Genomic DNA, 24,068 nt, shown 5'->3' on the forward strand with positions numbered 1-24,068 from the left:
CTCGCCGGGGCCGGCCGCGCCCGGCGCGCCGGCGCCCGCTGCGCCCGCGCCGCCTGCTCCCGCACCCGCGATGCCCGCGCCCCCGTCGCCGGCGCCCGCTTCCTCCACGGCCACGTGCGCCGCGACGGACGTGCCCGACCTCGCCTACGTCGACAGCGACTGTGACGGGATCGACGGCACCGCGGCCAAGGCGATCTTCGTCTCGCCCAAGGGCGACAACGCCAACGCGGGCACGATGGCCGCGCCGGTGCGCACGATCGCGGCCGGCGAGTCGCTGGCCAAGGCAGGCGGGCTCGACACGGTGCTGATCGCGGCCGGCACGTACCCGGAGGCACCCGCGATCTACAACGCGATCAGCCTGTACGGCGGCTACGACCCGGACACGTGGCAGCGCCGCGCGGACCTCGTCTCGCAGTCCACGGGCGTCCTGCTGGCGGACTTCAGCGCGATCGGCGCGAAGGCCGAGAACATCACGACGGCGACGACGGTCCAGCAGCTCACGATCAAGTCGCCGAACGCGCTGGGTGGTCGCAGTGCGTACGGGCTGAAGGCGATCGAGGCGTCGCGCCTGCGGCTGGAGCGCGTGACGATCGTCGCGGGCAACGGAAGCAAGGGCGCGGACGGCCTCGCCGGCGGCCCCGGTGCGCCGGGCGCGAACGGCTCTCCGGGCAAGTCCGGGTCCTGTGACGGCAACGTCGGCGGCGCGGGCGGCGCGGGTGGCGCGGGTGGCGGCCCGGCGTGGGCCCAGCCGGGCGGCCACGGCGGTGCCGGCGGCCTCGGCTCCTCCCCGAACGGCGGCGCGGACGGCCTGCCCGGGTCGGGCGGCGCGATCGGCGGCTTCGGCGGCGCCACGGGCGACCCAGGCGCCGCGGGCGGCCACGGAGGCCACGGCCAGTTCGGCTACATGGGCGGCAACGGGGAGGGCGGCACGGGCGGCAGCATCGTCGACCAGTCCTGGCGCAGCGCGGACGGCACGACGGCGCAGAACGGCGTCGCGGGCACCAGCGGCGCGGGCGGTGGCGGCGGTGGCGGCCAGGACGTGTGGGCCAACTACGGCGGCGGCAACGGTGGTGGCGGTGGCGGCCAGGGCGGCCACGGCGGCGACGGGGGAAGCGCCGGCAAGGGGGGCGGCGGGTCGTTCGGCGTCTTCGCGGTCGGCTCGCACGGGCTCGAGATCGTCGACTCCACCATCACGGCGACCGCGGGCGGCGCCGGCGGCTCGGGCGGTCACGGCGGCGTCGGCGGCACCGGTGGCGCGGGCGGCCCGGGTGCGAAGACGTGCCTCGGCGAGGTCGGCGCGGGCGGCAACGGCGGTAACGGCGGTGCGGGCGGCAAGGGCGGGCAGGGTGGCGGCGGCGCCGGCGGGCCGAGCTACGCGCTGTTCGGCGTCAATGGAAAGCTCACGGTCACCGGCGGCACCCTCACCTTCGGCAAGCCTGGTGCCGGCGGCACGGCCGGCGGCCAGCCCGGCGGCGCGGGCGTCCGCGCGGGGATCTGAGCCATGCGCCTGCTCCTCGTCGCGCGGTTCACGGCGCTGATCGTCGTGCTCGCCCCCGGCAACGCCACCGCGAAGTCCTGCATGATGCAGCGGTCGTGGTCACGCTCGCGGGCCCGAGCTACTGGCTCGGCTGGACCGGCTCGCTGCAGGTTGGCGGAAAACCGACAGGGAGTTGAGGCCATAATGAAGAGCCATGGCGACCACGGTCTTGATCGTCGACGACCACAACGCGTTCCGCTCGCGGGCGAAGCGCATGCTCGAGGCCGAGGGCTTCGAAGTGGTGGGCGAGGCCGCCGACGGTGCGTCCGGTGTGGATGCGGCCAAGCGGCTGGCGCCGGACGTGGTCCTGCTCGACCTGCAACTGCCGGACACGACGGGGTTCGACGTGGCCCGGGCGATCGCGGGCGAAACCGCCGTCGTGATCACGTCAACGCGCGACGACGAGGAGTACGACGCCCGCGCACGCCGCTCCGGAGCCTGCGGCTTCGTGAGCAAGGCCGAGCTCTCCGGCGCCGCGATCGAAGAGCTCCTTCCCTAGCGCCCGCGTACCGAGTAGGCTCGCGCGCCGCGATGGCGCTGATTGATGCTGATCCCTCTGTCCGGTACCGGGCACTGCTGCTGGCCGCGCTCGACTGCGTGGTCGCGATCGACCACACCGGGCGCGTGATCGACTGGAACCCCGCGGCCGAGCGCACGTTCGGCTGGTCCGCCGCGGAAGCGGTCGGGCGCGAGATGGGCGAGCTGATCGTTCCGCCCGCGCTGCGCGAACGCCACCGCTCCGGGCTCGCGCGCTACGTCGCCGGCGGCGAGCCGGTCGTGCTGGACCGCCGCATCGAGATCACCGCGATGCGCCGCGACGGCAGCGAGTTCCCGTGCGAGCTGACGATCACGCGGATCGTCCAGCCGGGCGACCCGGTGTTCGTGGGCTACCTGCGCGACATCACCGAGCGCCACTTGGCCGAGGCCGAACTGCACGCGTCCCGCGCGCGCATCGTCAGCGCGGCCGACGAGGCCCGCCGGCGGCTGGAACGCGACCTGCACGACGGCGCGCAGCAGCACCTCGTCGGTCTCGCGCTGACGCTGCGGCTGGCGCGCCGCAAGCTCGGGAGCGACCCGGCACTCGTCGGCGAGCTCCTGGACGAGGCGCTGTCCGACCTGGCCACGGCCACGGACGAGCTGCGCGAGCTCGCGCGCGGCCTGCACCCGGCCGTGCTGACCGAGGGCGGTCTGCAGCCTGCGCTCGCGAGCCTGGCCAAGCGCGCGGGCATCCCCGTGACGATCGCGGACGTGCCGGAGGAGCGGCTGCCGCCGACGGTCGAGATCACGGCCTACTTCGTGGTCGCCGAGGCGCTCACCAACGTCGCCCGCTACGCCGGGGCCAGCCGCACGGACGTCTCCGTCCGGCACATCGGCGGCGTCCTGCACGTCGAGGTGCGCGACAACGGCCGCGGCGGCGCGACGATGAACGGCGGCAGCGGCCTGCGAGGCCTGCTCGACCGCGTGAGCGCGATCGGCGGCACGTTGTTCGTCGAGAGCCCGGAAGGCGTCGGGACCCTGCTGCGCGCGGAGCTGCCATGCGCATCGTGATCGCCGAGGACTCCGTGCTGCTGCGGCGCGGCGCGATCCGCCTGCTCGAGGACGCCGGCCTCGACGTCGTGGGCGAGTGCGGCACGGCCGAGGAGCTGCTCGACCTCGTCCGGGCCGAGCATCCCGACGTCGCCGTCGTGGACATCCGGATGCCGCCGAACCATCTCGACGAGGGCCTGGTGGCGGCGGCGACGATCCGCGCCGAGCTGCCGAAGGTCGGCGTGCTGATGCTGTCCCAGTACGTCGAGGAGCGCTACGTCAACACGCTGCTCGAGCAGGGCGCGGCGGGCGTCGGCTACCTGCTCAAGGACCGCATCTCCGAGGTCGAGCGCTTCACCGATGCGATCCGCCAGGTGGCGGCCGGCGGGTCCGTGCTCGACCCAGAGGTCGTCGCGCACATGATCGGCTCGCGCGACGGCGGCGGCCCGCTCGCCCAGCTCAACGACCGCGAGGGCGAGGTGCTGGCGATGATGGCCGAGGGCAAGACGAACCGCGCCATCTCCAAGGCCCTGTACATGTCCGAGCGCGCGGTGGAGCGCCACGTGACGGCGATCTTCACCAAGCTCGACCTCCCCGTGACCGACGAGGACCACCGGCGGGTGCTGGCCGTACTGGCCTACATGAAGACCTGACGGATTCCCGCCAGGCGGACGGGGGATAGGCGCATCGGCTCCGACGGCCCGATCCGGGACCGTTGGGGCATGCTCCTCCCGCCTCATACCCCGCTGCTGCGTCGTGGCCTCGGCATTGGCACGCGCCGCGCCTACACCGCCACGTTCGGTCGCATCCAGACCTTCGACGCGCCCAGCAGGCGGCCCGAGCGCGACAGCCAGGAGCTTCGGCGCTTTCCGCTGCCGAACGGCGCCGAGGGGGTGCTGGCGCACCACACGCATCTCGGCGAGGCGCCGGGCGAGTCGGTCGGCTGGGCGGCCTGGACGCACACCGTCGTCTACGCCGAGCTGCCGGCGGCGAACCGGGTCATCGGCCGGGCGAGCCTCGGTCGTCGCGAGCCGGTGAAGGCCATGGGCACGCTGACGCTCAAGCGCCGCGATCCGGTTCCGGTGGCGCCGGGAGCAGATCTGTCCCTGTCGCACCTGGTGCCGGACGGGATCGAGGTCGAGCTCGAGCACGGCGCGCTGTGCGTATGGACGAAGGGTCGCGTGACCGACCCGGCGGCGATGGAGACGCTGTGTCAGACCGCGCTGGACGTGGCCGAGGCGATACAGGCGGAGGTGATGCGTCAACCTCAGCTGGAGGCTGAGACCGCTGTCGCGCCGCCGCCGCGCTCCGAGTGGCGGCAGTGGGTTGAGGCGGGCGCCGCGCGGGTGCGATGGACGACGCCGCCGGCGGACGTCGACAGCGCCGTGGCGGCCTACGCGCCGCTCGTGCGGAGCCGGGCCCGGCGGTTCGGCGTGATCTCGGGCCTGCTGTTCTTCGTCGTGGCGGCGGTCCTGACAGCGGCGGCGCTCTACGTCGGCGTTCGAACCGAGCTCGCCGCGGGCGGCGCCATCACCGCCGCCTTCGCCGCGTGGGCACTGTGGCGGATCGCCCGCGCGGCGGTCGGCACCGCGCGCGAGCTCTCCGCCGCCGAGCGCGACGCCCGTGCCCGGCCGTGGGGGCTGGAGGCGTTCGTCCAGGGGTACGCGGCGTCCCGCGGGCTGGCCGTCGAGGATCCCGCGCAGGTGCAGCGGCGCTTCGACTGCCCCGTCCGCGGGCGCGCGGTGGCCGCGCTGCACGGCGCGGACGGTCACGTGCTGCTGTGGCGCGACGTCAACGGCGACCGCTGGATCGTGCGCGTGACCGCCGCGGGCGTCTACGCCGAGCCGGGCGAGTGGTCGGCGGCGGCGATCGACGCGAGCCGGCGCTCGAGGAACGCGCGCTCGGCGGCGTTGCCGACCCGCGCGAGCGCGCTCGTGTAGGCCGCCGACGCGGCGGCGACGTCCCCGCGCCGGCTCAGCAGGTCGGCGCGGGCGGCGTGGAAGTAGTGGTAGCGCTCCAGTGCAGGCGCGAGCGCGTCGATGTGGGCGAGGCCCGCGTCGGCGTCACCGGCGAGCGCGATCGCGACGCCGCGGTTGAGCTCGACGACCGGGTCGGGCGAGAGGCCGGCGAGGTGCGCGTAGTAGGCCGCGATCCGGTCCCAGCGCGTGTTCTGCGCGGTCGGCGCGTTGGCGTGCTCGAGCGCGATCGCGGCCTGGGTCGCGTAGCGGCCCGGCCGGCGCAGGCGCATCGCTTGCGCGGCGATCTGCGTCGCCTGCCGGATCTGCTCTCGGTCCCAGGCCGAGCGGTCCTGTTCGGCCAGCAGCACGAGCTCACCGGCGGCGTCCACGCGCGCCTCGCGCCGCGCGTCGTGCGTGAGCAGCAGCGCGTGTAAGCCGAGCGCCTCGGGCTCGTCCGGCATCAGCTGCGCGAGCAGCGTGGCGAGCCTCAAGCCCTCGGCGCACAGCGAGCGGCGGATGTGCGCTTCGCCCGCGCTCGCCGCGTAGCCCTCGTTGAAGATCAGCGCGACGATGTCCAGCACGGCCGCGAGCCGCTCGGGCAGCTCGTGGTCGGGCGGCACCCGGAACGGGATGTGCGCGACGCGGATCTTCGCCTTCGCCCGCACGAGCCGCTGCGCCATCGTCGGCTCCGGCACCAGGAACGCGTGCGCGACCTCGGCGGTCGTGAGCCCGCCGAGCAGGCGCAGCGTGAGCGCGACCTGCGCCTCGCGCGCGAGCGCGGGGTGGCAGCAGGTGAAGATGAGGCGCAGGCGCTCGTCGGGCACGCGGGTGGTCTCCTCAGGTGGCGGGGGTGCGGCGTCGGCCGCGGGCTCGGCGGCGAGCTCCGGGAGCACGCGGGCGCGCAGCGTGCGCTCGCGCCGGAACCGGTCCAGCGCGCGGCGGCGCGCGACGGCGACGATCCACGCCAGCGGATCGTCGGGGATGCCGTCGCGCGGCCAGCGCTCCACGGCCGTCGCGAACGCGTCCTGCACCGCCTCCTCGGCGACGTCCCAGTCGCCGTAGGCGCGGATCAGGGCCGCGACCGCGCGGCCGAAGTGCTCGCGGTAGGCGGCCGCGACGCTCAGGAGATCGCGCCCTCCAGGCCCGTGCCCTCGAGCCGGGCGGCGTACTGGCTGTAATCCATCACGGGGCGGATCTCGGTCACGTGACCGTCGCGGTTCCAGGGCGTGCGAGCCGCCCACTCGAGCGCCTCGTCGAGGTCGCTGACCTCGAGCAGCGCGAACCCGCCGAGCTGCTCCTTGGTCTCCATGAACGGCCCGTCGGTCACCCGGCGGTCGTCGCCGGCGATGCGGACCGTCGTCGCCGCGTGCCCGCCCTCCAGCCCCTCACACGCGATCATCGCGCCCGCGGCGCGCGTCGCCGCGTCGAACTCGCCCCACGTCTTGAACGTCTCGGCGATCTGCTCGGGCGAGGAGTCGAGCCCTGTCTTCTCCTCGCCGTAGAACGTCAGCAGCACCTTCATCTCGCACCTCCGTTTGCACGCCGCGTCTTCTCGCGGATCATGCAGGGGACGAGCGAGCGGCGCCACTTCGACAGCGTCAACGCGCCAAGACGCGCTGCGTGCCGACAGGTAAGGCTCGAAGGCGCTACGTGCGCAGTGCCGCGTCGTCGCGGATTTCGCCCACCAACTCCTCGAGCACGTCCTCGAGCGCCGCGACGCCCAGCACGCGCCCGTCCGCGTCATCCACCCGCGCGAGGTGCGCGTTGGAGCGCTGCATCGTGGCCAGGACGACGCGCAGCGGGTCGGCCGCGTCGACCACGGCCAGGTCGCGGATCCAGGCGCGCGCGATCGGCCGGTTGCGGTGGCGGTCCTCGAACTCGAGCGCGTCCTTGAGGTGCAGGTAGCCGATCAGCTCGCCGTTCTCCTGCACCGGGAAGCGCGAGTAGCCCGTGCGGCCGGCGACGTCCTCGACCTGCGCCGGCGTCACGTCCACCGGCACGGCCTCGACGTCGTCGAGCTCGAGCAGCACGTTGCGCGCGCGGCGCTCCTCGAACTCGAGCGCGCCGATCAGCAGCCGCTGCTCGTTCGCGTCGAGGATGCCCTCGCGGCCGGACTCGGAGACCAGCCCGGCGACCTCGTCGCGCGTGAACGCGCTCGTGACCTCGTCCTGCGGCTGCACGCCCACGGCCCGCAGCGTGCGGTTGGCGATCCAGTTCAGCACGGCGATCGCCGGATGTAGCACGCGCACGACCAGCGCCAGCGGTGGGCCGAGCACGATCGCCGCGCGGTCCGGCCCGGCGAGCGCGATGTTCTTGGGCACCATCTCGCCCAGCACGACGTGCAGGAACCCGATGAGGCCGAGCGCGATCGCGAACGCGATCGGATGCACGAGGCCCTCAGGGACACCGAGCGACTCGAACGGTCCTTCGAGGAAGTGCGCGATCGCGGGCTCACCGAGGTAGCCCAGGCCCAGCGAGCAGATCGTGATGCCCAGCTGCGCGCCGGCCATCATCAGCGACACGTTCTCCATCGCGCGCAGCGTCGTGCGCGCGGCGCGGCTGCCCTCGGCGGCGCGCGGCTCGATGGCGGACCGGCGCGCGGAGATCAGCGCGAACTCGGCGCCGACGAAGAACGCGTTGGCGGCCAGCAGGAAGACGCTGATGCCGATGGCGAGGCTGGTGCTCACGCCGCATCCTCCGCGTCCGCGATCGGCTCGTGCGTGAGCCGCACCACGTCCACGCGCAGGTCGTCCATCGCCAGCACGGTGAGCGTCACGACCTGGTCGCCGGCGCGCACGGTCACGGCGTCGCCCTCGGCGGGCATGCGGGCGAGCTCGTCGCCGATCAGGCCCGCGATCGTCTCGTAGTCGTCGTCCTCGGGCAGCTTGACGCCCACGAGCTGCTGCACCTCGTCCGGCCGCAGCAGCCCGGACAGCACCCAGTTGGCGTCGCCCTCGCGGCGCGCGCGTTGCTCGCCCTCGTCGTGCTCGTCGCGCACCTCGCCGACGATCTCCTCCACGAGGTCCTCGAGCGTCACGAGCCCGTCCACGTTGCCGAACTCGTCGACGACCAGCGCCATCTGCAGGCCGCCCGCGCGCAGCTGGTCGAGCAGATCGTCGAGCTCCAGGCTGGCGGGGACGAGCACCGGGTCGGACATGACCTCGTTCACCCGCACCTCGCTGCGGCGCTCGAACGGCACCGCGACCGCGTGCTTGACGTGCACGATGCCCGTGATCGCTCCGTTCTCACCCAGCACCGGAAAGCGCGAGCGCCCGCTCTCGCGCGCGGCCTCGGTGACGGCGGTGACGTGGTCGTCCTCGCTCACCGTCACGACGCGCCCGCGCGGGGTCATGATCTCGTGCGCGGTCCGCTCGCCGAACGCGAGGCTGCGCTGGAGCAGCGCCGCCGTGCCGGTCTCGAGCGTGCCCTGCTCGGCGGAGCGGCGCACGAGCGAGGCGAGCTCCTCGGCGGAGCGCGCGGACGCCAGCTCCTCCTGCGGCTCGATCCCGATCCGGCGCAGGATCGCGTTCGCGGTGTTGTTGAAGGCGAACACGATCGGTCGCGCGGCGCCGGTGAAGCCGCGCAGGAAGCCTTGGACGGCCTGGGCGGTCGCGAGCGGCCTGGCGATCGCGAGGTTCTTGGGCACGAGCTCGCCGAAGACCATTGTGATGCCGGTCGCCAGAATCAGCGCGATCGCGAGCGCGACGCCCGGGACCACGTCCTCCGGCACGCCGGCGGACTCGAGCGGGCCATCGATCAGCCGCGCGATCGACGGCTCGGCCATGTAGCCGATCAGCAGGTTGGTGACGGTGATGCCGACCTGCGCGGACGACAGCTGGGTCGAGAGCGTCCGGAGCGCGCTCTGGACGCCGCGGGCGCCGCGGTCACCCGCCTCGACGGCGCGGTCGACCGAGCCGCGGTCCACCGTCACGAAGGAGAACTCGGCCGCGACGAACGCGCCGCACGCCACGACGAGCCCGAGCGCGCCCAGGATGAGGAGGACCTCGATCATCGCGCGCCCTCCCGCAGGGGGACGCGCTTGGGACTACAGCTGGGGTCGTCGGTCATCGACCGGGGGAGCGGCGACTCATGTGTGCACCGGCAGCTTAGGGCCCCGGCTTAACGGAACCTTTCGACTCGCGTGGTGGGGGATCGCTCGACTTTGTCCTAGGACAAAGATATGATCAGCGGCCGATGACACGGATCAGCGGGCACACGGCGGAGGAGATCGCGGGCAGCGTGCGCGATCTGGTGAGCGTCGGGACGCTGGTCGCGGGCGCGACGCTGCCGCCGATCCGGGCACTGGCAGCCGACCTCGGTGTGAACCGCAACACGGTCGCGGCGGCCTACCGGCAGCTGGTCGCGGCGGGCGTCGCGGAGACGCACGGCCGCGGCGGGACCGCGATCGCGGACGTGCCGGAGCTCGAGCGCGAGGGGGCGGCCGGGCCGCGCGGGCTCGGCGCCCCGGTGGACCTCGCGAGCGGGAACCCCGACCCGGCGTTGCTACCGGACCTGCGTGCGTGGCGGGCCGTATACGAGCCGGTCCTGTACGGCGTGACCGCCGAGGATCCGGGGCTGGTGCGGTGGGCGCGCGAGCGCTTTGAGGCCGAGCTGGAGCGGGCGTTCGACGTCGTCGTCACGCACGGCGCGGTCGACGCGGTGGAGCGCGTGCTGGCCGTGCACCTCACGCGCGGGGACGCGGTCGCGGTCGAGGACCCGTGCTTTCTCGCGCACATCGGCACGCTGCGCCTGAACGGGTTCACCGCGGTCCCCGTCGCGGTCGACGCCGAGGGCATGCGCCCGGCGGCGCTTGACGCCGCGCTGCGCGCCGGCGCCCGCGCCGTCGTCGTCACGCCGCGCGCCCACAACCCCACGGGCGCGGCGGTGACCGGGGCGCGCGCCGAGCAGCTGCGGGCGGTCCTCGCCGCCCACCCGCACGTGCTCGTGATCGAGGACGACCACTTCTCCGCGCTGTCGAGCTGCCCGTACGTGCGCAGCACGCCCCCCGAGACCGCCCGCTGGGCCCTCGTCCGCTCGGTGACGAAGTTCCTCGGCCCGGACCTGCGCGTGGCCGTCGTCGCGACCGACGAGCGCACCGCCGCCCGCATGCACGCGCGCCTGGCGCCCGCCTGGGTCAGTCACCTGCTGCAGAGCCTCGCGCGCGACCTGCTCGCCGACCCGGCGACGACCGCGCTCGTCGCGCGCGCCCGCGGGGCCTACGCGGAACGGGCCGCGCTGCTGGCCGTCCGCCTCGCGCCGCGCAGATTCCGCGCGGGGGCGGCGGTTCCGTCCGGCCTGAACGGCTCGTCGCCGCCGGACGGCCCGTCGCCGCCCCCGCACGACGCGGCGCGCCCGCGCGTCTCCATCCCGCCCGACGGCCTCAACGTGTGGGTCGACGTGCCCGGCGACGCCGACCTCGTCGCCCAGCGGCTCGCCGCCCTCGGCTTCCTCGTCCGCCCGTCGTCCGCGTTCGCCGTCGGCGGCCCGCCGCGCCAGGCCGTCCGCGTCACCACCTCGACCCTTACGCCCGGCCAGGCCGAGGCGTTCGTCGCCGCCCTCCACTCCGCCACGAAATGAGCCCCGCCATGTTCACCGGACTCAGCGCCTTCCCGCTCACGCCGCTCGACGAGGACGGCATCCACAAGGCTGCGTTCACGCGCCTGGTCACGCGGCTCGCCACGGCCGACGTGGACGCGATCGCAGCGCTCGGCAGCACCGGCAGCTACGCGTACCTCACCAGCGAGGAGCGAGCCAAGGTCGCGCGCATCACGGTGCAGGCGGCGCAGGGCAAGCCGGTGATCGTGGGAATCGGCGCGCTGCGCACGCGCGACGTCCTCCAGCACGCGCACGACGCCCAGACCGCCGGCGCCGACGGGCTCCTGCTCGCCCCGGTCTCCTACCAGCGGCTCACCGACGAGGAGGTCTTCGGCCTGTTCGAGGACGTCACGCGCGCGATCTCGATCCCGCTCGCGGTCTACGACAACCCGACCACCACGGGCTTCACCTTCAGCGACGAGCTCCACACCGCAATCGCCAACCTGCCCCACGTGGGCGCGATCAAGCTCCCCGGCGGCGAGCGCATCGCGACGCTGCGCAAGCTCGTCCCGGCTCACGTCAGGCTCGGGGTGAGCGGCGACTGGTTCGCGGCCGAAGCGCTCGCCAACGGCGCCGACGTCTGGTTCAGCGTCCTCGGCGGCCTGTTCCCGGAGGCGGCGCGAGCGGTCATGGACGGCGCCGACCTCGAGCCGCTGTGGGACCTGTTCCGCCGCCACGGAAGCGTCCGCGTCGTCGCCACCGCCGCCGCGCTGCGCGGCCTCACGAGCGAACCGAACCTGCCGCGCCCGCTGCGCGCCGCGCCCGCCGACGAGGTCGCGCCCGTGCTGGAGCAGCTGAAGCTGTAGATGCTCGCGATCCTCGTCATCGCGCAGGTCATGAGCGTCGCGAGCGCGAACCTGATCGCGGTTGCACTGCCGCCGCTCAGCGCCGACCTGCACGCCTCCCCGACGCAGGAGCAGTGGATCGTCGACGCGTACGTGCTCGTGTTCGCGGCCCTGCTCGTCGCCGGCGGCGTGCTCTCGGACCGCTACGGGCGGCGGCGCGCGCTGATCGCCGGCTTCGCGCTGTTCGCGCTCGGCGCCCTCGGCAGCGCGCTCGCGCCGAACCCGTCGGTGCTGATTGCCGCGCGCGTGGTCCAGGCCCTCGGCCCGCCGCTCATCCTCCCAGCCTCGCTGGCCATCCTCACCGCGAACGTCACCGACCCGGTGCAGCGCGCCCGCGCCATCGGGTTCTGGGGCGCGGCGTCGGGCTTCGGCGTCGCGATCGGGCCGGTGCTGGGCGGCGCGCTGGTGTCCGGGCTCGGCTGGCGGTGGGCGTTCGGCGTCAACGTCGTCGTCGCGGCCGGCCTCGCGCTCGCCACCGTGCGCGTGATCCCCGAGCACCGCCCGGCCCGGCCCGCGCACCGGTTCGACCATGTGGGCGCGCTGCTGGTCACGTTCGCGCTGGGCGCCCTCGTGTTCGGCCTCATCGAGGGCCCGGCGCGCGGGTGGACGTCCGCCGAGGTGCTGGGCAGCTTCGCGCTGGCCGCGCTCACCCTGGCCGCGTTCCTCGCGGCCGAGCGCCGGCACCCGGCGCCGCTGATCGATCTCGACCTGCTGCGCGCACCCGCGTTCGCGGCGGCCAACCTCGCGGCCGCGACCGTGATGTTCGTCCTGCTCGCCACGACCGTGTACCTGTCCGCGTTCCTGCAGACCTTCCGGGAGCTGACGCCCCTGCAGACCGGCCTCGCGCTGCTCCCGCTGGGCGGCGCGGTGGCGCTGCTCGCGCCCGTCTCGGGACGCCTCACGGCGCACATCCGGCCGCGGACGCTGATCGCGCTCGGCCTGCTCTGCGCCGCCGCCGGCAGCGTCGTCCTGAGCCGGATCGGGGGCGACGACGGCCCGGCCCAGCTGTGGCTCGCGCTCCTGCTGATCGGCGCCGGCGCCGGCGTCGCGTTCCCGCCGACGACGGCGACCGCCGTCTCGTCGGTGCCCGGTGAGCGCACCGGGATGGCGTCCGCGATCCACAACGCGGGCCGCCAGGTGGGCGCGACGCTGGGCGTCGCCGCGCTCGGCTCGATCGTCATCGCGCACGCGACCCAGGGCGGCGCGGCTGCCTACGCCGACGGGCTCTCGATCGCGCTGCTGGTCGGCGCCGGCGCGCTGCTGGCGGCCACCGGGCTGACACTCAAGCTGCTTTGACGGGTACCGTCACCGGGTGCGATCCGACCGGCTGATCCGGCTGCTGTGGCTGTCGATCGCCGCCGCGCTGGCGACGATCACGCTCAAGACCGTCGCCTACCTGCTGACGGGCTCGATCGGCCTGCTCTCGGACGCGGCCGAGTCGGTCGTGAACCTCGTCGCGGCCGTGGTGGCGATGGCGGCGCTGCGCTGGGCGCGCAAGCCCGCAGACGAGGAGCACGCCTACGGGCACCAGAAGGCGGAGTACTTCTCGGCGGGCGTGGAGGGGACGCTCGTGCTCGTCGCGGCGGTGAGCATCATCATCGCCGCGCTCGGCCGGTTGCTCGACCCCCAGCCGATCGACAGCGCCGGGCTGGGCCTCGCCGTCTCGGCGGGCGCGACGCTGATCAACCTCGCCGTCGGCGTCGTGCTCCTGCGGGCCGGGCGGGCGGAGCGCTCGATCGTCGTCGAGGCCGACGGCCGGCACCTGCTCACCGATGTGTGGACGTCGGTCGGTGTGATCGCCGGCGTCGCGGCGGTTGCCCTCACCGGCTGGGAGGTGCTCGACCCGCTCATCGCGCTCGCCGTCGCCGTCAACATCGTCGTCATGGGCGGGGCGCTCGTGCGGCGCTCGGTCGGCGGCCTCATGGACCGCGCGCTCGACCGCCAGGACCGCGTGCAGATCGACGCCGTGATCGCCGCCTTCCGCGAGCACGAGGGCATCGACTTCCACGCGCTGCGCACGCGCCAGGCCGGCTCCCGCGCGTTCGTGTCCGTGCACGTGCTCGTGCCGGGCGCGTGGACCGTCCAGCACGGCCACGACCTGGTCGAGCGCTTCGAGGACGACCTGCGCGCGCGGCTCCCGCACGCCACGATCTTCACCCACCTGGAGCCGGTCGAGGACCCGAAGTCGTTCGCCGACACCGAGCTCGACCGCGCCGCTACCGCAGCGCATCACCGACCCACTTGACCTGGCCGCCGACGATCGGCGTGTCCTGGACCGGCAGCCGCGGCGCGGTCTGGTCGACGAGGTCGTTGTCGGGGACGAGCTCAGCGAGCGCGAGCAACGTGCCGAGCGGGGTGAGCGGGCGCACCACCGCCGTGCCGTCCTCGCGCTGCTCGACGCTCCACAGGCCGGCGTCGGTGTCGATGACCTCGACCGTGAAGCTGCCAGGACGGTCGGGTGCGGCCGGCCAGCGCGCCGACGCCAGCCACCAGTCCCGGAAGCCGCCGGCGATCGCGGCGTCGAGCGGCTCGGGCAGCAGGCCCGTCGTCGCGCGGTCGCCGAGCTGGAACGCGATCGCGCGGTTGAGCGCCTCGCTGGGCACGGTCGTCTCCGGCGGTCGCGGGTCGCGCGGACGCGGGCCCACGTCCAGCAGCCACACGAGAAAGTGCAGCAGCTGGCCGGCGGGCATCGACACGAGCTGGTCGTCCTCGCCCGTCGGGCGCCGATGCACGTGCAGCGTGAACCGGCCCTCGCCGATCCAGCCCGGCATCACGAACCCGGTCTTCGCGAGCCGGACGCCGATGATCGGCCGGGTCAGCGGCTCCAGCGCGGCGGCGAGCGCCGGGTGCGGCGCGGCGAGCGAGCCCGCGCCCACCTCGGCCAGCAGCGCGTCGACCGCGAGCGTGTCGCCCTCACCCGTGACCGTCGCCTGCACGAGCGCGTTGATCAGCCCGCGTGAGGCGGTGAGCATGCCCGTCTCCGGCGCGAAGGCGGTCACAGGAACCGCAGGGTCGAGACGATCGCGATCGCGCCCTTGCGCTGGCGGTTGACCTGCGTCCACGGCAGCTGCGCCGTGACCGTCCAGCCGACGCCGCTGCGCACGAGCATCCACGAGTCGCGCACGAGCGTGTCCTGCGCGACCACGGACGTGTCGATCGTCCACCACGACTCGAGCCCCGCGAGCGGCATGGGCGCCTCGTCCACCAGCTGCGCCTCGGGGCGCGCGGCCCGGACGCGCGCGACGTGCTCCTCCCGCGACGCGGCGCGCTCGCCCTTGGTGACGCCGATGACCGTGGCCTGCGGGTCGCCGAGCGGCGCGCCGATGCACAGCATCAGGTCGCACCCGTCCGTGTCGTGATAGACGGGGAAGCCGTCCGGGATCTCGAGGTCGAATTCCGGTTTGGCGCGGCGCAGCCTCATGACGATGAGTTTGCTGGCTGTGCCCGGTCTGTGCTGTACATGCCGATCACAGAGCTTTCGACCGTGGTGGTGCCCGTCAGCGACCAGGACGCGGCGATCGCGTTCTACAGCGAGGTTCTCGGGCTCGAGAAGGTCCTCGACTTCACGTACGAGAGCGGGGAGCGCTGGGTGGAGGTCGCGCCGCCCGGCCAGATCATCAGCCTGTGCCTGGTGGCTTCGGACGCGCCCGGGGTGGAGACCGGGATCGCGCTCTGCAGCGACGACGTGCCGGGCGACCTCGCGACGTTCCGGGAGCGCGGCGCGCGGGTCGACGAGGCGCCGCTCGCTCGCGGCGAGGTCGTGTTGTGGGCGGGCGCGCCGCTGGCCGGCTCCCCGCCGCAGTTCCGCGTCTGGGATCCCGACGGGAACTCCGTGTTGATCGTCGCGACGGTACCGTGACGATCGTGGCCGATGAAGCGGAGATCCTGGAGCTCGGCGGGCGCGAGGTGCGCATCACGAGCCCCGGCAAGGTGCTGTTCGAAGAGCGCGGCGAGACCAAGCTCGATCTCGTGCGCTACTACGCCGCCGTGGGCGACCCGCTGCTGCGCACGATGGGCGGGCGCCCGGTGCTGATGCAGCGTTTCCCGCAGGGCGCGTCCGGCAAGTCGTTCTTCCAGAAGCGCGTGCCCGACAACGCACCCGAGTGGCTGGCGACGACCATCGTGCAGACCGTCAACGGCACGCCTTCGCGCGCGCTCGTGATCGCCGACCTCGCGCACGTCGCCTGGGCGGTGAACCTCGCCTGCCTCGGCTTTCACGTGTGGCCGTCCATGGCCGACGACCAGGAGCACTCCGACGAGCTGCGGCTCGACCTGGATCCGATGCCGGGCACGACCTTCGAGATGGTGCGCGAGGCCGGGCGCGAGCTGCGCGCCCTGCTCGACGAGCTCGGCATCGCGTCCTACGCCAAGACCACCGGCAGCAAGGGCCTGCACGTGTACGTGCGCCTGGAGCCGCGCTGGACGCCCTACGAGGTGCGCTCCTGCGCCGTCGCGGTCGCGCGCGAGCTCGAACGCCGGCGACCCGACCTGCTCACCGCCGCCTGGTGGAAGGAGGAGCGCGGCGAGCGCATCTTCGTCGACTACAACCAGAACGCGCCCCACAAGACGGTCTTCGGCGCCTGGTCGGTCCGCGCGCGCAAGGGCGCGCAGGTGTCCGCGCCGATCCGCTGGGACGAGCTCGACGACATCCACCCCGACGACCTCACGATCCCGGTCGTGCTGGAGCGCTTGGAACGCGACGGCGACCCGTGGATCGACATCGGCCCGCAGACGCTCGAGCCGCTGCTGGAGTGGCACGAGCGCGACACCGCCGCGGGCCTGCTCGACGCCCCGTGGCCGCCGGTCTATCCGAAGATGCCCAACGAGCCGCCGCGGGTCGCCCCGAGCCGCGCCCGCGCGGTCCCCGAGGATTAGGCCCCACGCAGCGGGGCTCCGGCCGCTCGGAGTCGCGCGATGAAGCGCGCGGGGTCCCGTCGAACCTGGGCCCTGGTCGTGCGGAGCACACGCTCGCCCTTGGCCTCGAGCCACGCCTGCCGGTCGAGGTCGGCCCGTTGGGCGAGCGGGTCGCTGTGCCACTCGAGGCTGTCGACTTCGACGAGCAGGCACTGCTCGGGCCACCACAGGTCCGGGATGTAGCCGCTGCCCGGGTATCGGGCATTGACGAGCGGATGGGTGAAGCCGGCCTTCAGGACGAGGTCGAGGACCTCGTCTTCGTTGCCGCTGGCGGTCGGCGCAGCGGAAAGATCGAGGATGCGGCCGAGCAGCCCGGTGCGGGGGAGGAGCTGGAGCTCGGCTTCGGTAAAGCGGGCGGCTCGCAGTGCTCGTTTGACCGTGCGCTCCTCCTCGACGCGCGCGAGGTCGATGATCGTCCGCAGCGGAGGCGTCGTGGGGATCTGCCGGACGATCACTCGCTCGACCAGCTCGCTGCGGTGCGTCTTGATCGTCGGGCGCGTGCGCTTCGTCGGCGCCGTGACGTCGATCGGGCGCCCGTCGTAGCGGAGCCAGCCGCGCAGACAGCAGCCCGCGTGGTGGCTCGACACCGCCTCCGGGCCGCACGCCTTCACGGCCGCGAGGAAGCGGCCTTCCGTGACGACGTTGCGATGGCCCACCGCATAGACGCCCCGGTGTAGGGGGTGCAGGTGCCCGCGCGCCACCATTCGCTTCACCTGCTTGTCGCTCAGGCCGCAGGCCGCCAGTTCGGCGCGCGAGACGACGCCCCACTGCCCGGCCGCGAACTTCGCCAGCGCCTGCACCGGGTCGACGGTCACTTTGGGTCCTATACGGGCCTCAACTGACCAATTGGTGGGCATGCCCGGAACGATCGCGCGTTCCGCTGTCGCGGAACAAGACGCGGGTGCAACGAATCAGTGCCGAAAGCGTGCCGACTCAGCCGCGGGCGGCCGCGCGGGCGTGCGCGAACTCGATCAGCTGGCGCGCCTGCTCACCCGGGTTGAGCACGCACACGAAGGCCTGCGGCGCGTAGACGGGGTGGGGGAGGACGACGTCGAACGCGGTGTAGTCGATCCCAGGAGGCACCGCGCCCGGCGCGTAGCCGAGCAGCTCGGTGAAGCGCTCGCGGCCGACCGCGACGTTGAGGCGGAACACGCCCGGCCGGTTCAGCTTCGACGCGGCGTCGAAGTCGCCGTAGTCCTTGGTCACGATCGTCGCGAACGGCTGCTTGGCGCCGGTGTAGGTCGCGAACGTGTCGCCCCAGGCGATCTCCGGTGCGCCGCTGGCCTCGTCGGCCGTGAGGACGTCAGTATCGGGGAGTTCCGTGAGGAGCTCGATCAGCTCGGCTTCGGTCACTCCCCGATTCTGCCGCAGGTCCCTACCAGCGCACCTCGCGCAGGTAGTTCAAGCCGGTCTGCGCCGTCTTGTACTCGGCGTCCGGGTCATCCGGATGCGAGAGCAGCGGCCAGTCGTGCTCGATGATGAAGTGCTTGTCGAGCCGGTTGCGATGGCCTGCGGCGAAGATGTCCGGGAAGTCGATCGCGCCAGGGCCGACGTCCTCCCAGTCCTGCTCGTTCGGCCGGTCCTTCCACGTCTTGTCCTTCACGTGGTAGAGCGGGTAGCGGGCGGGGTCGCGCGACAGATAGTCGATCGGGCTCTCGCCGCCGACCACGATCCAGTACAGGTCGAGCTCGAACTTGACCAGGTTCGCGTCGGTCTCGTTGAGCAGGATGTCGTAGAGCGGCTTGCCCGCCTCATCCTTGTTCGAGAACTCGAAGTCGTGGTTGTGGTAGAAGAACTGCAGCCCGGCCTCGGACGCCATCTTGGCCGCCTTGTTCATCCGCTCGGCGAGGTGGTGGAAGTAGTCGGCCGTGTACGGGCCGGGGAACCACGCGAGGCCCGTGTACTGCTGGCCCATCGTCTTGGCGCCCTCGAGCGTCTTCTCGTAGGCCGCTTCCCACTGGCCGTCGGGCGCGTTGAGGTCGAAGCCGTCGTGGCCGGACACCGCGCGCAGGCCCGCGGCGTCGACCCAGTTGCGCACCTGCTGCGCCGTGAAGCCGTAGTAGCCGGCCATCTCGACCTCGGTGTAGCCCGCGCGACCGAGCCAGTTGAACATCCGGCGGACCGCCTGCCGGTCATTGTTCGGCATCAACCGCCGCAGCGAGTACAGCTGGATGCCGATGCGGTTGTTCGGCACATTGCGCCGCCCACCGCCGCCTCCGCCCTGCTGGGCCCGCGCCGCCGGAGTCCACGCTCCCGCGGCCGCCGCCGCCGCTCCTGTGCCGATCGCGGCCCCCAGGAACCGTCGGCGATTCACATCATCCATTCGTTCTCCTCCCGTAAGAAGTCCGGATGGCGACAAGCTAACACCACCCCGTTCTGGCGCAGGCTCGCCAGAACCGGGATGGTCAGAATCCGAGCTACGGAGCCGTCGTCGAGAGCGTGAACGTGACCGCTCGCGAGTATGTCCCGGTCCGCAGCGGCTCGCTGGCGCCGATCGCCTGCGTGAATGTGACGCCCACCTCCTCACGGGACGTCGGCGCGCTCCATGCCGCTCGCGAGAGCGACACGCCGAGTGGCTGCGCGAGCGAGAACGCACCGTTGACCAGGTGGCCGCCGCTGACGCTCAGCGCGGCGTCGCCGGCGCTCGAGGTCACCGTTGCGGTCGTGGTGGCCGTGTACTCGCCCGCGACGCCCGGCACGAACGCCGGGAACGACGCCGAGCCGACCGTCAGCGCGAGCGTCGCCGGCACCGTGCCGCCGACCGTCGCGGGTGCTTCGGCGATCAGCGTCGGCACGACCTCGCCGACGCTCTCCACCTGGAACCCCTCGAACGCGACGTCGAGATCCGTCGACGTGCCGGCCCGGTTGAACGCCAGCAGCCCGGCCCGCGCCGGCTCGACGTTCAGCGACGTGGTCGCGAAGTACTTCCAGATCGCGCCGTCGGAGGAGTAGTACGCCTTGTAGGTGGAGCCCGACTTGGCCACCCGCAGCCAGATCGCGCCGCCCGCGCCGACGATCCGCTGCGCGTCCGCACCCGTGACCTGGAACGTCTGCGCCGTGCCGTTCTGCTCGCGCAGGAACACGACCCGGAGCTTGTTGATCGGCTGCGTCACCGAGCTCATCTCCCAGGCGAGCTTGACGTAGTTCTGGTCGTCGGCGTAGGCCACGATCCCGCCCTGCTCGTTGTTGGCGGCGAGCGCCCGCGAGAAGACGACCTTCGACTGCATCACCCAGTCGCCGTTGACGTCCTGCAGCACGAGGTTGCGCGCCGTGTTGGTCGCGCCCTGCAGGTCTCCGGCCTGGGACGTGATCACGACCGCGCCGTCGTCGCGCACGCGCCGGCGCGCGTCGTCCGGACGCACCACCGACCACGCCCCGCCGCGGATGGCCCGGTTCACGTTGACCACATAGACCGAGGACGCGCCCCCGTTGGTGACCGTCACGCGCGTCCCGTCCACGCTCACCGTCGCGGCCGGGTCGGTCGCCACCGCGTCGATCACGGGCGCCGGCCATGCGCCCGGCTCGATCAGGGCGTTGTAGCTGAGCACGCCCGGCTTCAGCGTCAACGCGCGCCGGTTCACGCGCAGCGACCGCAGCGACGTGTCCGGCACGATGTCGAACACGTAGTTCTTCACCAGCGGCCCGAAGAAGTCGGTCTTGGTCACCTTGACCACGGCCTGGGTGGCCGACTGGGACACGAGCTCGGCCCGCGCCCCGCTGTCCAGCGGCCGCACCGCGGTGATCGGCCCGGGCACCGTGTAGGAGGACGCCGACAGGTCGAACCCGCGTCGCTCGACGCCGCCGACCGTCACGGCCAGCGACAGCGGCGCGCCGTCCACCGGCATCGGCCGCCCGCTGTGCTCGCGGAAGTAGTTGACGTTCGCGTCGCGCCACGTGATCGCGTCCGCCTCGTGCTGGGCGAGCTTGGCCCGCACCTCGGCCCAGCGCCGCGCACCGATCACCGGTTGCAGCGTCTCCCACGTCTCGCGCATCCAGGTCACGTACTGGACGCCCATCTGGTAGCGGTAGACGAGCTCGTCCCAGAAGATCCGCCCGCTCGCCATGCGCCGGTCCCACGGCACGTGGTGGAACCACATCAGCAGGTTCTCGGGCGTGGTCTCGATGCTCGAGTACTTCTCCCGCAGTCCCGGCAGGTACTGCGCGACGAAGTTCGAGCCCGTCGGCGAGCGGTCGAAGCCCAGGCCGGCCGAGTCGGCCTTGTTGTAGTAGACCGGGCTCCAGTCGTCGCGCTGGAACCACTGCCCGGGGTTGGGGCCGTAGTGCACGTCGTTGGTGAACTGGTGCGCGACGCCGAGCGGCGTGTGATGGCTCACGTGCGCCTCCCAGGAGCCCATCATCATGGCCACGATCGTGTCCACCACCGCCGGGTCCTGGCTCCAGGTCATGCGCACCCACTCGCGCGCCATGGTCTCCGAGTCCGTCGTCCAGTCCCACGCGAGCCGGCCGAACGCGTACAGGTTCGCCTGCCCGAAATGGTGGCCGGTCATGTTCTCGTGGTTTCCGACGTTGGCGACGCCGACGAGCGCCGAATCCGCGTGCCCCTGTGACGTCCCGTCCACGACCGCGCCGACCAGCCCCGCGCCGCCGGTATCGGTCTTCAGCACCTCCTCCCACATCGGGCCGAGGTAGGTGAGCATCCGGTTCTGGCCGGTGTACTCCTGCGTGATCTGCAGCTCCATCGCCTGGTTGGTGTTCTCCATGCGCCCGAACATCGGGTGCACGGGCTCACGCGCCTGGAAGTCCAGCGGGCCGTTCTTGGTCTGCAGGAACACGTTGCTCGCGAAGCGACGCTCGTCGTCGATCGGCCCGAACTCCAGGAGCGGGCGCTTGAGCCGGTCGTTGTCGACGTCGGCGTTGTAGACGAACGTGCGCCAGAACACCTTCATGCCCAGATCGGCGACCGCGGCGCCGATCCCGTTCGCGCCGTCGCCGTGGTCGTCGCCGAAGTCCTGCGGGCCGGGCTGGCCCTCGGAGTTGGCCTTGACCGTGAAGCCGAGGAAGTCGGGGATCGAGGCCTTGAGCTGGGTCGCCTTGCGCGTCCACCAGCTGCGGAAGGCGGCGCCTTCCGGTTCCAGCTGCGCGTTGGTCAGCGTGTCGGGTGCGAACCGGTTGTCGGTTGGCGCGTCGTAGCGCACCGACAGGGCCAGCCGCACGCCGTAGGGGCGCAGCGCGTCGGCCAGCGCGGCCTCCTGCGCGATGTACGCGTTCGTCAGGTAGGCGTTGTTGGCGTTGACGTTGTTGATCGTGATGCCGTTGATGCCGAGCGAGGCCACCGCGCGCGCGAAGACGAGGTAGCGGTCGAGGATCACGGGCAGGTTGCGCGCCGCGCTGGCGCCGGTGGCGGCGAAGTTGAAGAGCGCGCCGTTCTCGCCGTTGAGGCCGCCCGTGCCGTTGGCGTTGTTGCCCGCGTACAGGCGCTCGGTGTCCCAGTAGTTGAGGTGCCGGTGCTTGATCTTCGGCGCGGACGTCACGTTCAGAGTCGCGATCGGCTGCGCGGTCTGGATCAGCCGCAGGAACGCGAACGTCCCGTACAGCGCGCCCAGCTCCGTCCGGCCGGCGATGATCGTGCGCGAGCCGACGGACCGGATCACGTAGCCCTCGGACGCGAGGAGGTCGGACGCGGGAATCGCTGCCGCGACCAACGGCGAGCTTTCCCGCGTCCCCACCACCACGGACCCCTCTGACGCAGTCTCGACCGCCGGGATCGACGTCCCGAGCAACCCGGACAACCCGCGCGTGAGCTCCTCGCGCGCGGCCTCCAGCGACGAACGCACCAGCTTCTCCGACCCGCCCGCCTCGGTGCTGAGGTTCGCCGTGTGCCGGTACACGGGATTCGCGGACGCGTTCTCCACGACGATGTTCGACACCGTCGCCCGGTAGCGCTCCGCGTCCGGCACGGGCGTGTACCGCAGCCACAGCTGCGACCCGTTGTACGTGTCCTCCTGCGCCACGGCCGAAGCCGGCGCAGCGAGCAGCAACAGCAGCAGCACCATCAGGACACGCACGGGCTCTCCCCCGATCGCTATTCGACCCCTCGAGCAACTATTCCGCGTGTGTGACTGTCTGTCAACTCGTGTCCGGTCGCGGACGCGACGTCACGGGCTCGCGCGCTTGCACGAAGACGGAATGGCGTTGGGAGTCGGCCGGCGTCGGCACCTCCCGGCGCGGCGCCTGCTCTGTGGTGGGGCGTGGAGGCTGAGGAGTGCGCCGTGGCACTGCGCCTCCTTGGCTTCCCGGAGATCAAGTCGGCCCTCCCGCTTGAGCGCCGCGGCGTTCTTTTGACCCTGCCCTCGGGAGCGCCTCCCTGACATCTCTGGTCCTTCGGCGCTCTCAGGCGCGGACCGGGTGGCATAGACCCAAGCTGGCGGCACGAACACGGTGCGCGAGCGCTCCGGTCGGTCGGAGATTCCTCGCCGGCATGCTCCGACGCTCCTGCACTCACGCGAAGCGGTCGTGAGGTGCCGGCTGGATGACGCTCAACCGTCGCCTCCGGGGTGACGTTCGTTCGCTACCCCTCCACGCGAAGGCGAAAGTGGCGCAATCGTCGAAAGGCGCGCGTCCGTCGGGAATGGGGAGACTGGGTCAGTGCCCTCGCTCCGAGGAGTTTCGTGGGCGCGGGAGGCCTTCGCGTGGATGTTGCCGCTCGTCGAGGACCTTCAAGAGCTCGTATCGATCCTCGGGCCTTCCGCACTGAGAACTGCGTGCGGATGCTCGAGCAAGACGCTGAGTCGGGCGCAGGGCGCTCGAGGAGCGAGCGGGAGGAGTTCCGCGAGGCTGAGGTGACGCGGGTACGGGTCAGCGGAGACGCCGCGGAGGTGAAGTCTCGGCCAACCCTGATCCTGCCGTGATGCTCCGCATCGACGGCGACTGGGATGTCACGGGCACACACTCGTAAACGCTCGTTCCGTCGGAGAACGCCACTTTCGCCTCTGCCTCGTTGCGATAGCGCGGGCGCGACGAACCGGTGGGCGGGCACGCTGCCAAGTTCGCCCTTCATGAGGGTCGGCGCCAGCCGTGTGCCGATTGCTGTGTGAACCGGAGGGAGCGGTTCACTGCGCGCATGAGCAGTGCCGCGATGTTCGCTCGTCTGACGACCGGGGAATGCGACCTGGTGGCCGCTAGTGCACCGAAGGAGATCCCGATGTCCGACAGTCAGGTGAGTGCCCTTGAGGAACAGGGCTGGAAAGCGCTGTCCACGGGCGGAGAGGCCGCGCGGACGTTCTATGAGCGAGTCCTTGATCGCGAGGTGGTCATGCTCTTGCCGGGGGGACTCGTGCTGAGGGAGCGTGCGGCGATCTTGAAGTCGATGTCCGGGCCTCCCTGGTCCTCGTTTGAATTAGAAGACCTTCGATCGTTCCAACCCACGGAGGACACCGCGCTAGTGACCTACGGCGTCGTGGCTCGGCGGGACGAACAGGAATACTCGGCCCTGATGAGTAGCGTGTACGTGCTCCGGGACGACGAGTGGAAGCTGGTCTTCCATCAGCAGACGCCACGCTGACGACGGCTGGCGGCGGCGCGTGTCCGGCCGTTCGTCCCGCACGATCGCTTCCGTCCGATAGCGGGCGCGGATCCGGCGGGCGACTCTCCAGCTCAAAGAGATGGAATCGTCGACAAACACCACTTTCGCCTGTGCCTCGAGGCGGGGAGCCGGAAGCCGGAACGTGGGCT

General features: G+C 72.5%; 22 protein-coding genes. 12 read left to right on the plus strand and 10 right to left on the minus strand.

Annotated elements, in window-relative coordinates; all coding sequences use genetic code 11:
- From OJ962_RS32655 to OJ962_RS32675, 5 genes are all read left to right on the plus strand, one after another.
- Positions 1-1,498: hypothetical protein (locus OJ962_RS32655; protein ID WP_407697556.1), on the plus strand; the 1,498-nt coding region annotated here is incomplete at its 5' end.
- Between the two features lie 193 nt (positions 1,499-1,691).
- Positions 1,692-2,036 (plus strand): response regulator, encoded by a 345-nt coding sequence (locus tag OJ962_RS32660; protein ID WP_202956968.1) that lies wholly within the window; start codon positions 1,692-1,694, stop codon positions 2,034-2,036.
- Positions 2,037-2,068: 32 nt separating this feature from the next.
- Positions 2,069-3,085: a sensor histidine kinase gene (locus OJ962_RS32665; RefSeq protein WP_202956967.1), complete on the plus strand. Its 1,017-nt coding sequence runs from the start codon at positions 2,069-2,071 to the stop codon at positions 3,083-3,085.
- Positions 3,073-3,717 carry a response regulator transcription factor gene (locus tag OJ962_RS32670; RefSeq protein ID WP_202956966.1) on the plus strand — a complete coding sequence of 215 codons (645 nt, stop codon included), beginning with the start codon at positions 3,073-3,075 and terminating at the stop codon, positions 3,715-3,717. The genes OJ962_RS32665 and OJ962_RS32670 overlap by 13 nt, the downstream gene beginning before the upstream one ends.
- Before the next feature lie 69 nt (positions 3,718-3,786).
- Complete coding sequence (locus tag OJ962_RS32675) at positions 3,787-5,004, plus strand: hypothetical protein (protein WP_202956965.1); 1,218 nt, start codon at positions 3,787-3,789, stop codon at positions 5,002-5,004.
- Here OJ962_RS32675 and OJ962_RS32680 read toward each other — a convergent pair.
- The 4 genes from OJ962_RS32680 to OJ962_RS32695 form a co-directional block, all read right to left on the minus strand.
- Positions 4,899-6,146 carry an RNA polymerase sigma factor gene (locus OJ962_RS32680; protein WP_202957649.1) on the minus strand — a complete coding sequence of 416 codons (1,248 nt, stop codon included), beginning with the start codon at positions 6,144-6,146 and terminating at the stop codon, positions 4,899-4,901. The genes OJ962_RS32675 and OJ962_RS32680 overlap by 106 nt on opposite strands.
- A complete protein-coding gene (locus tag OJ962_RS32685; RefSeq protein ID WP_202956964.1) occupies positions 6,143-6,544 on the minus strand; it encodes a YciI family protein in 402 nt (133 codons plus the stop codon). The genes OJ962_RS32680 and OJ962_RS32685 overlap by 4 nt, the downstream gene beginning before the upstream one ends.
- A 124-nt stretch (positions 6,545-6,668) precedes the next feature.
- Entirely contained in the window at positions 6,669-7,709 is a 1,041-nt protein-coding gene (locus tag OJ962_RS32690; protein ID WP_202956963.1) for a hemolysin family protein, read from the minus strand.
- Entirely contained in the window at positions 7,706-9,034 is a 1,329-nt protein-coding gene (locus tag OJ962_RS32695) for a hemolysin family protein (protein WP_202956962.1), read from the minus strand. Before OJ962_RS32695 ends, OJ962_RS32690 begins: the two co-directional genes overlap by 4 nt.
- A 182-nt stretch (positions 9,035-9,216) precedes the next feature.
- Between OJ962_RS32695 and OJ962_RS32700 the strand changes: the two genes are divergently transcribed.
- Genes OJ962_RS32700 through OJ962_RS32715 form a run of 4 tightly spaced genes read left to right on the plus strand, consistent with a single transcriptional unit; the run spans position 9,217 to position 13,707 of the window.
- Positions 9,217-10,599 carry an aminotransferase class I/II-fold pyridoxal phosphate-dependent enzyme gene (locus OJ962_RS32700; RefSeq protein ID WP_202956961.1) on the plus strand — a complete coding sequence of 461 codons (1,383 nt, stop codon included), beginning with the start codon at positions 9,217-9,219 and terminating at the stop codon, positions 10,597-10,599.
- 8 nt (positions 10,600-10,607) lie between these two features.
- Positions 10,608-11,423, plus strand: a complete 816-nt coding sequence (locus OJ962_RS32705) for a dihydrodipicolinate synthase family protein (RefSeq protein WP_270006889.1) — start codon at positions 10,608-10,610, stop codon at positions 11,421-11,423.
- Positions 11,424-12,758 (plus strand): MFS transporter, encoded by a 1,335-nt coding sequence (locus OJ962_RS32710; RefSeq protein WP_202956959.1) that lies wholly within the window; start codon positions 11,424-11,426, stop codon positions 12,756-12,758. It abuts the gene before it with no gap.
- Positions 12,759-12,774: 16 nt separating this feature from the next.
- A complete protein-coding gene (locus OJ962_RS32715) occupies positions 12,775-13,707 on the plus strand; it encodes a cation diffusion facilitator family transporter (protein ID WP_202956958.1) in 933 nt (310 codons plus the stop codon).
- Here the strand turns inward: OJ962_RS32715 and OJ962_RS32720 are convergent.
- Positions 13,679-14,461, minus strand: coding sequence for a hypothetical protein (locus tag OJ962_RS32720; RefSeq protein ID WP_202956957.1), 783 nt, complete (start codon positions 14,459-14,461; stop codon positions 13,679-13,681). The two genes, OJ962_RS32715 and OJ962_RS32720, sit on opposite strands and share 29 nt — an antisense overlap.
- Positions 14,458-14,883: a hypothetical protein gene (locus OJ962_RS32725; protein WP_202956956.1), complete on the minus strand. Its 426-nt coding sequence runs from the start codon at positions 14,881-14,883 to the stop codon at positions 14,458-14,460. The genes OJ962_RS32720 and OJ962_RS32725 overlap by 4 nt, the downstream gene beginning before the upstream one ends.
- Positions 14,884-14,946: 63 nt before the next feature.
- Here OJ962_RS32725 and OJ962_RS32730 point away from each other — a divergent pair, with 63 nt between their 5' ends.
- Together OJ962_RS32730 and ligD are read left to right on the plus strand one after the other, a co-directional pair.
- The gene (locus tag OJ962_RS32730; RefSeq protein WP_270006890.1) at positions 14,947-15,321 is read left to right on the plus strand and encodes a VOC family protein; all 375 of its coding nucleotides are present in this window, start codon (positions 14,947-14,949) and stop codon (positions 15,319-15,321) included.
- Between the two features lie 5 nt (positions 15,322-15,326).
- A complete protein-coding gene (ligD, locus tag OJ962_RS32735; protein ID WP_202956954.1) occupies positions 15,327-16,337 on the plus strand; it encodes a non-homologous end-joining DNA ligase in 1,011 nt (336 codons plus the stop codon).
- On the opposite strand, the gene OJ962_RS32740 is transcribed toward ligD, so the two are convergent.
- The 4 genes from OJ962_RS32740 to OJ962_RS32755 all read right to left on the minus strand — a co-directional run bounded on the left by OJ962_RS32740 (position 16,334) and on the right by OJ962_RS32755 (position 22,390).
- Positions 16,334-17,233, minus strand: a complete 900-nt coding sequence (locus OJ962_RS32740) for a type IV toxin-antitoxin system AbiEi family antitoxin domain-containing protein (RefSeq protein ID WP_202956953.1) — start codon at positions 17,231-17,233, stop codon at positions 16,334-16,336. The two genes, ligD and OJ962_RS32740, sit on opposite strands and share 4 nt — an antisense overlap.
- A 76-nt stretch (positions 17,234-17,309) precedes the next feature.
- Entirely contained in the window at positions 17,310-17,729 is a 420-nt protein-coding gene (locus OJ962_RS32745) for a DUF6194 family protein (RefSeq protein ID WP_202956952.1), read from the minus strand.
- 22 nt (positions 17,730-17,751) lie between these two features.
- Positions 17,752-18,699, minus strand: a complete 948-nt coding sequence (locus OJ962_RS32750; RefSeq protein ID WP_202956951.1) for a sugar phosphate isomerase/epimerase family protein — start codon at positions 18,697-18,699, stop codon at positions 17,752-17,754.
- Positions 18,700-18,793: 94 nt separating this feature from the next.
- Positions 18,794-22,390 (minus strand): alpha-glucuronidase family glycosyl hydrolase, encoded by a 3,597-nt coding sequence (locus tag OJ962_RS32755; RefSeq protein ID WP_407697557.1) that lies wholly within the window; start codon positions 22,388-22,390, stop codon positions 18,794-18,796.
- Positions 22,391-23,457: 1,067 nt separating this feature from the next.
- On the opposite strand from OJ962_RS32755, the gene OJ962_RS32760 reads away from it, so the two are divergent.
- Positions 23,458-23,898: a nuclear transport factor 2 family protein gene (locus OJ962_RS32760; protein ID WP_202956949.1), complete on the plus strand. Its 441-nt coding sequence runs from the start codon at positions 23,458-23,460 to the stop codon at positions 23,896-23,898.
- Positions 23,899-24,068: the final 170 nt, after the last annotated feature.

Source organism: Solirubrobacter deserti, from assembly GCF_027587175.1.
GTDB lineage: Bacteria > Actinomycetota > Thermoleophilia > Solirubrobacterales > Solirubrobacteraceae > Solirubrobacter > Solirubrobacter deserti.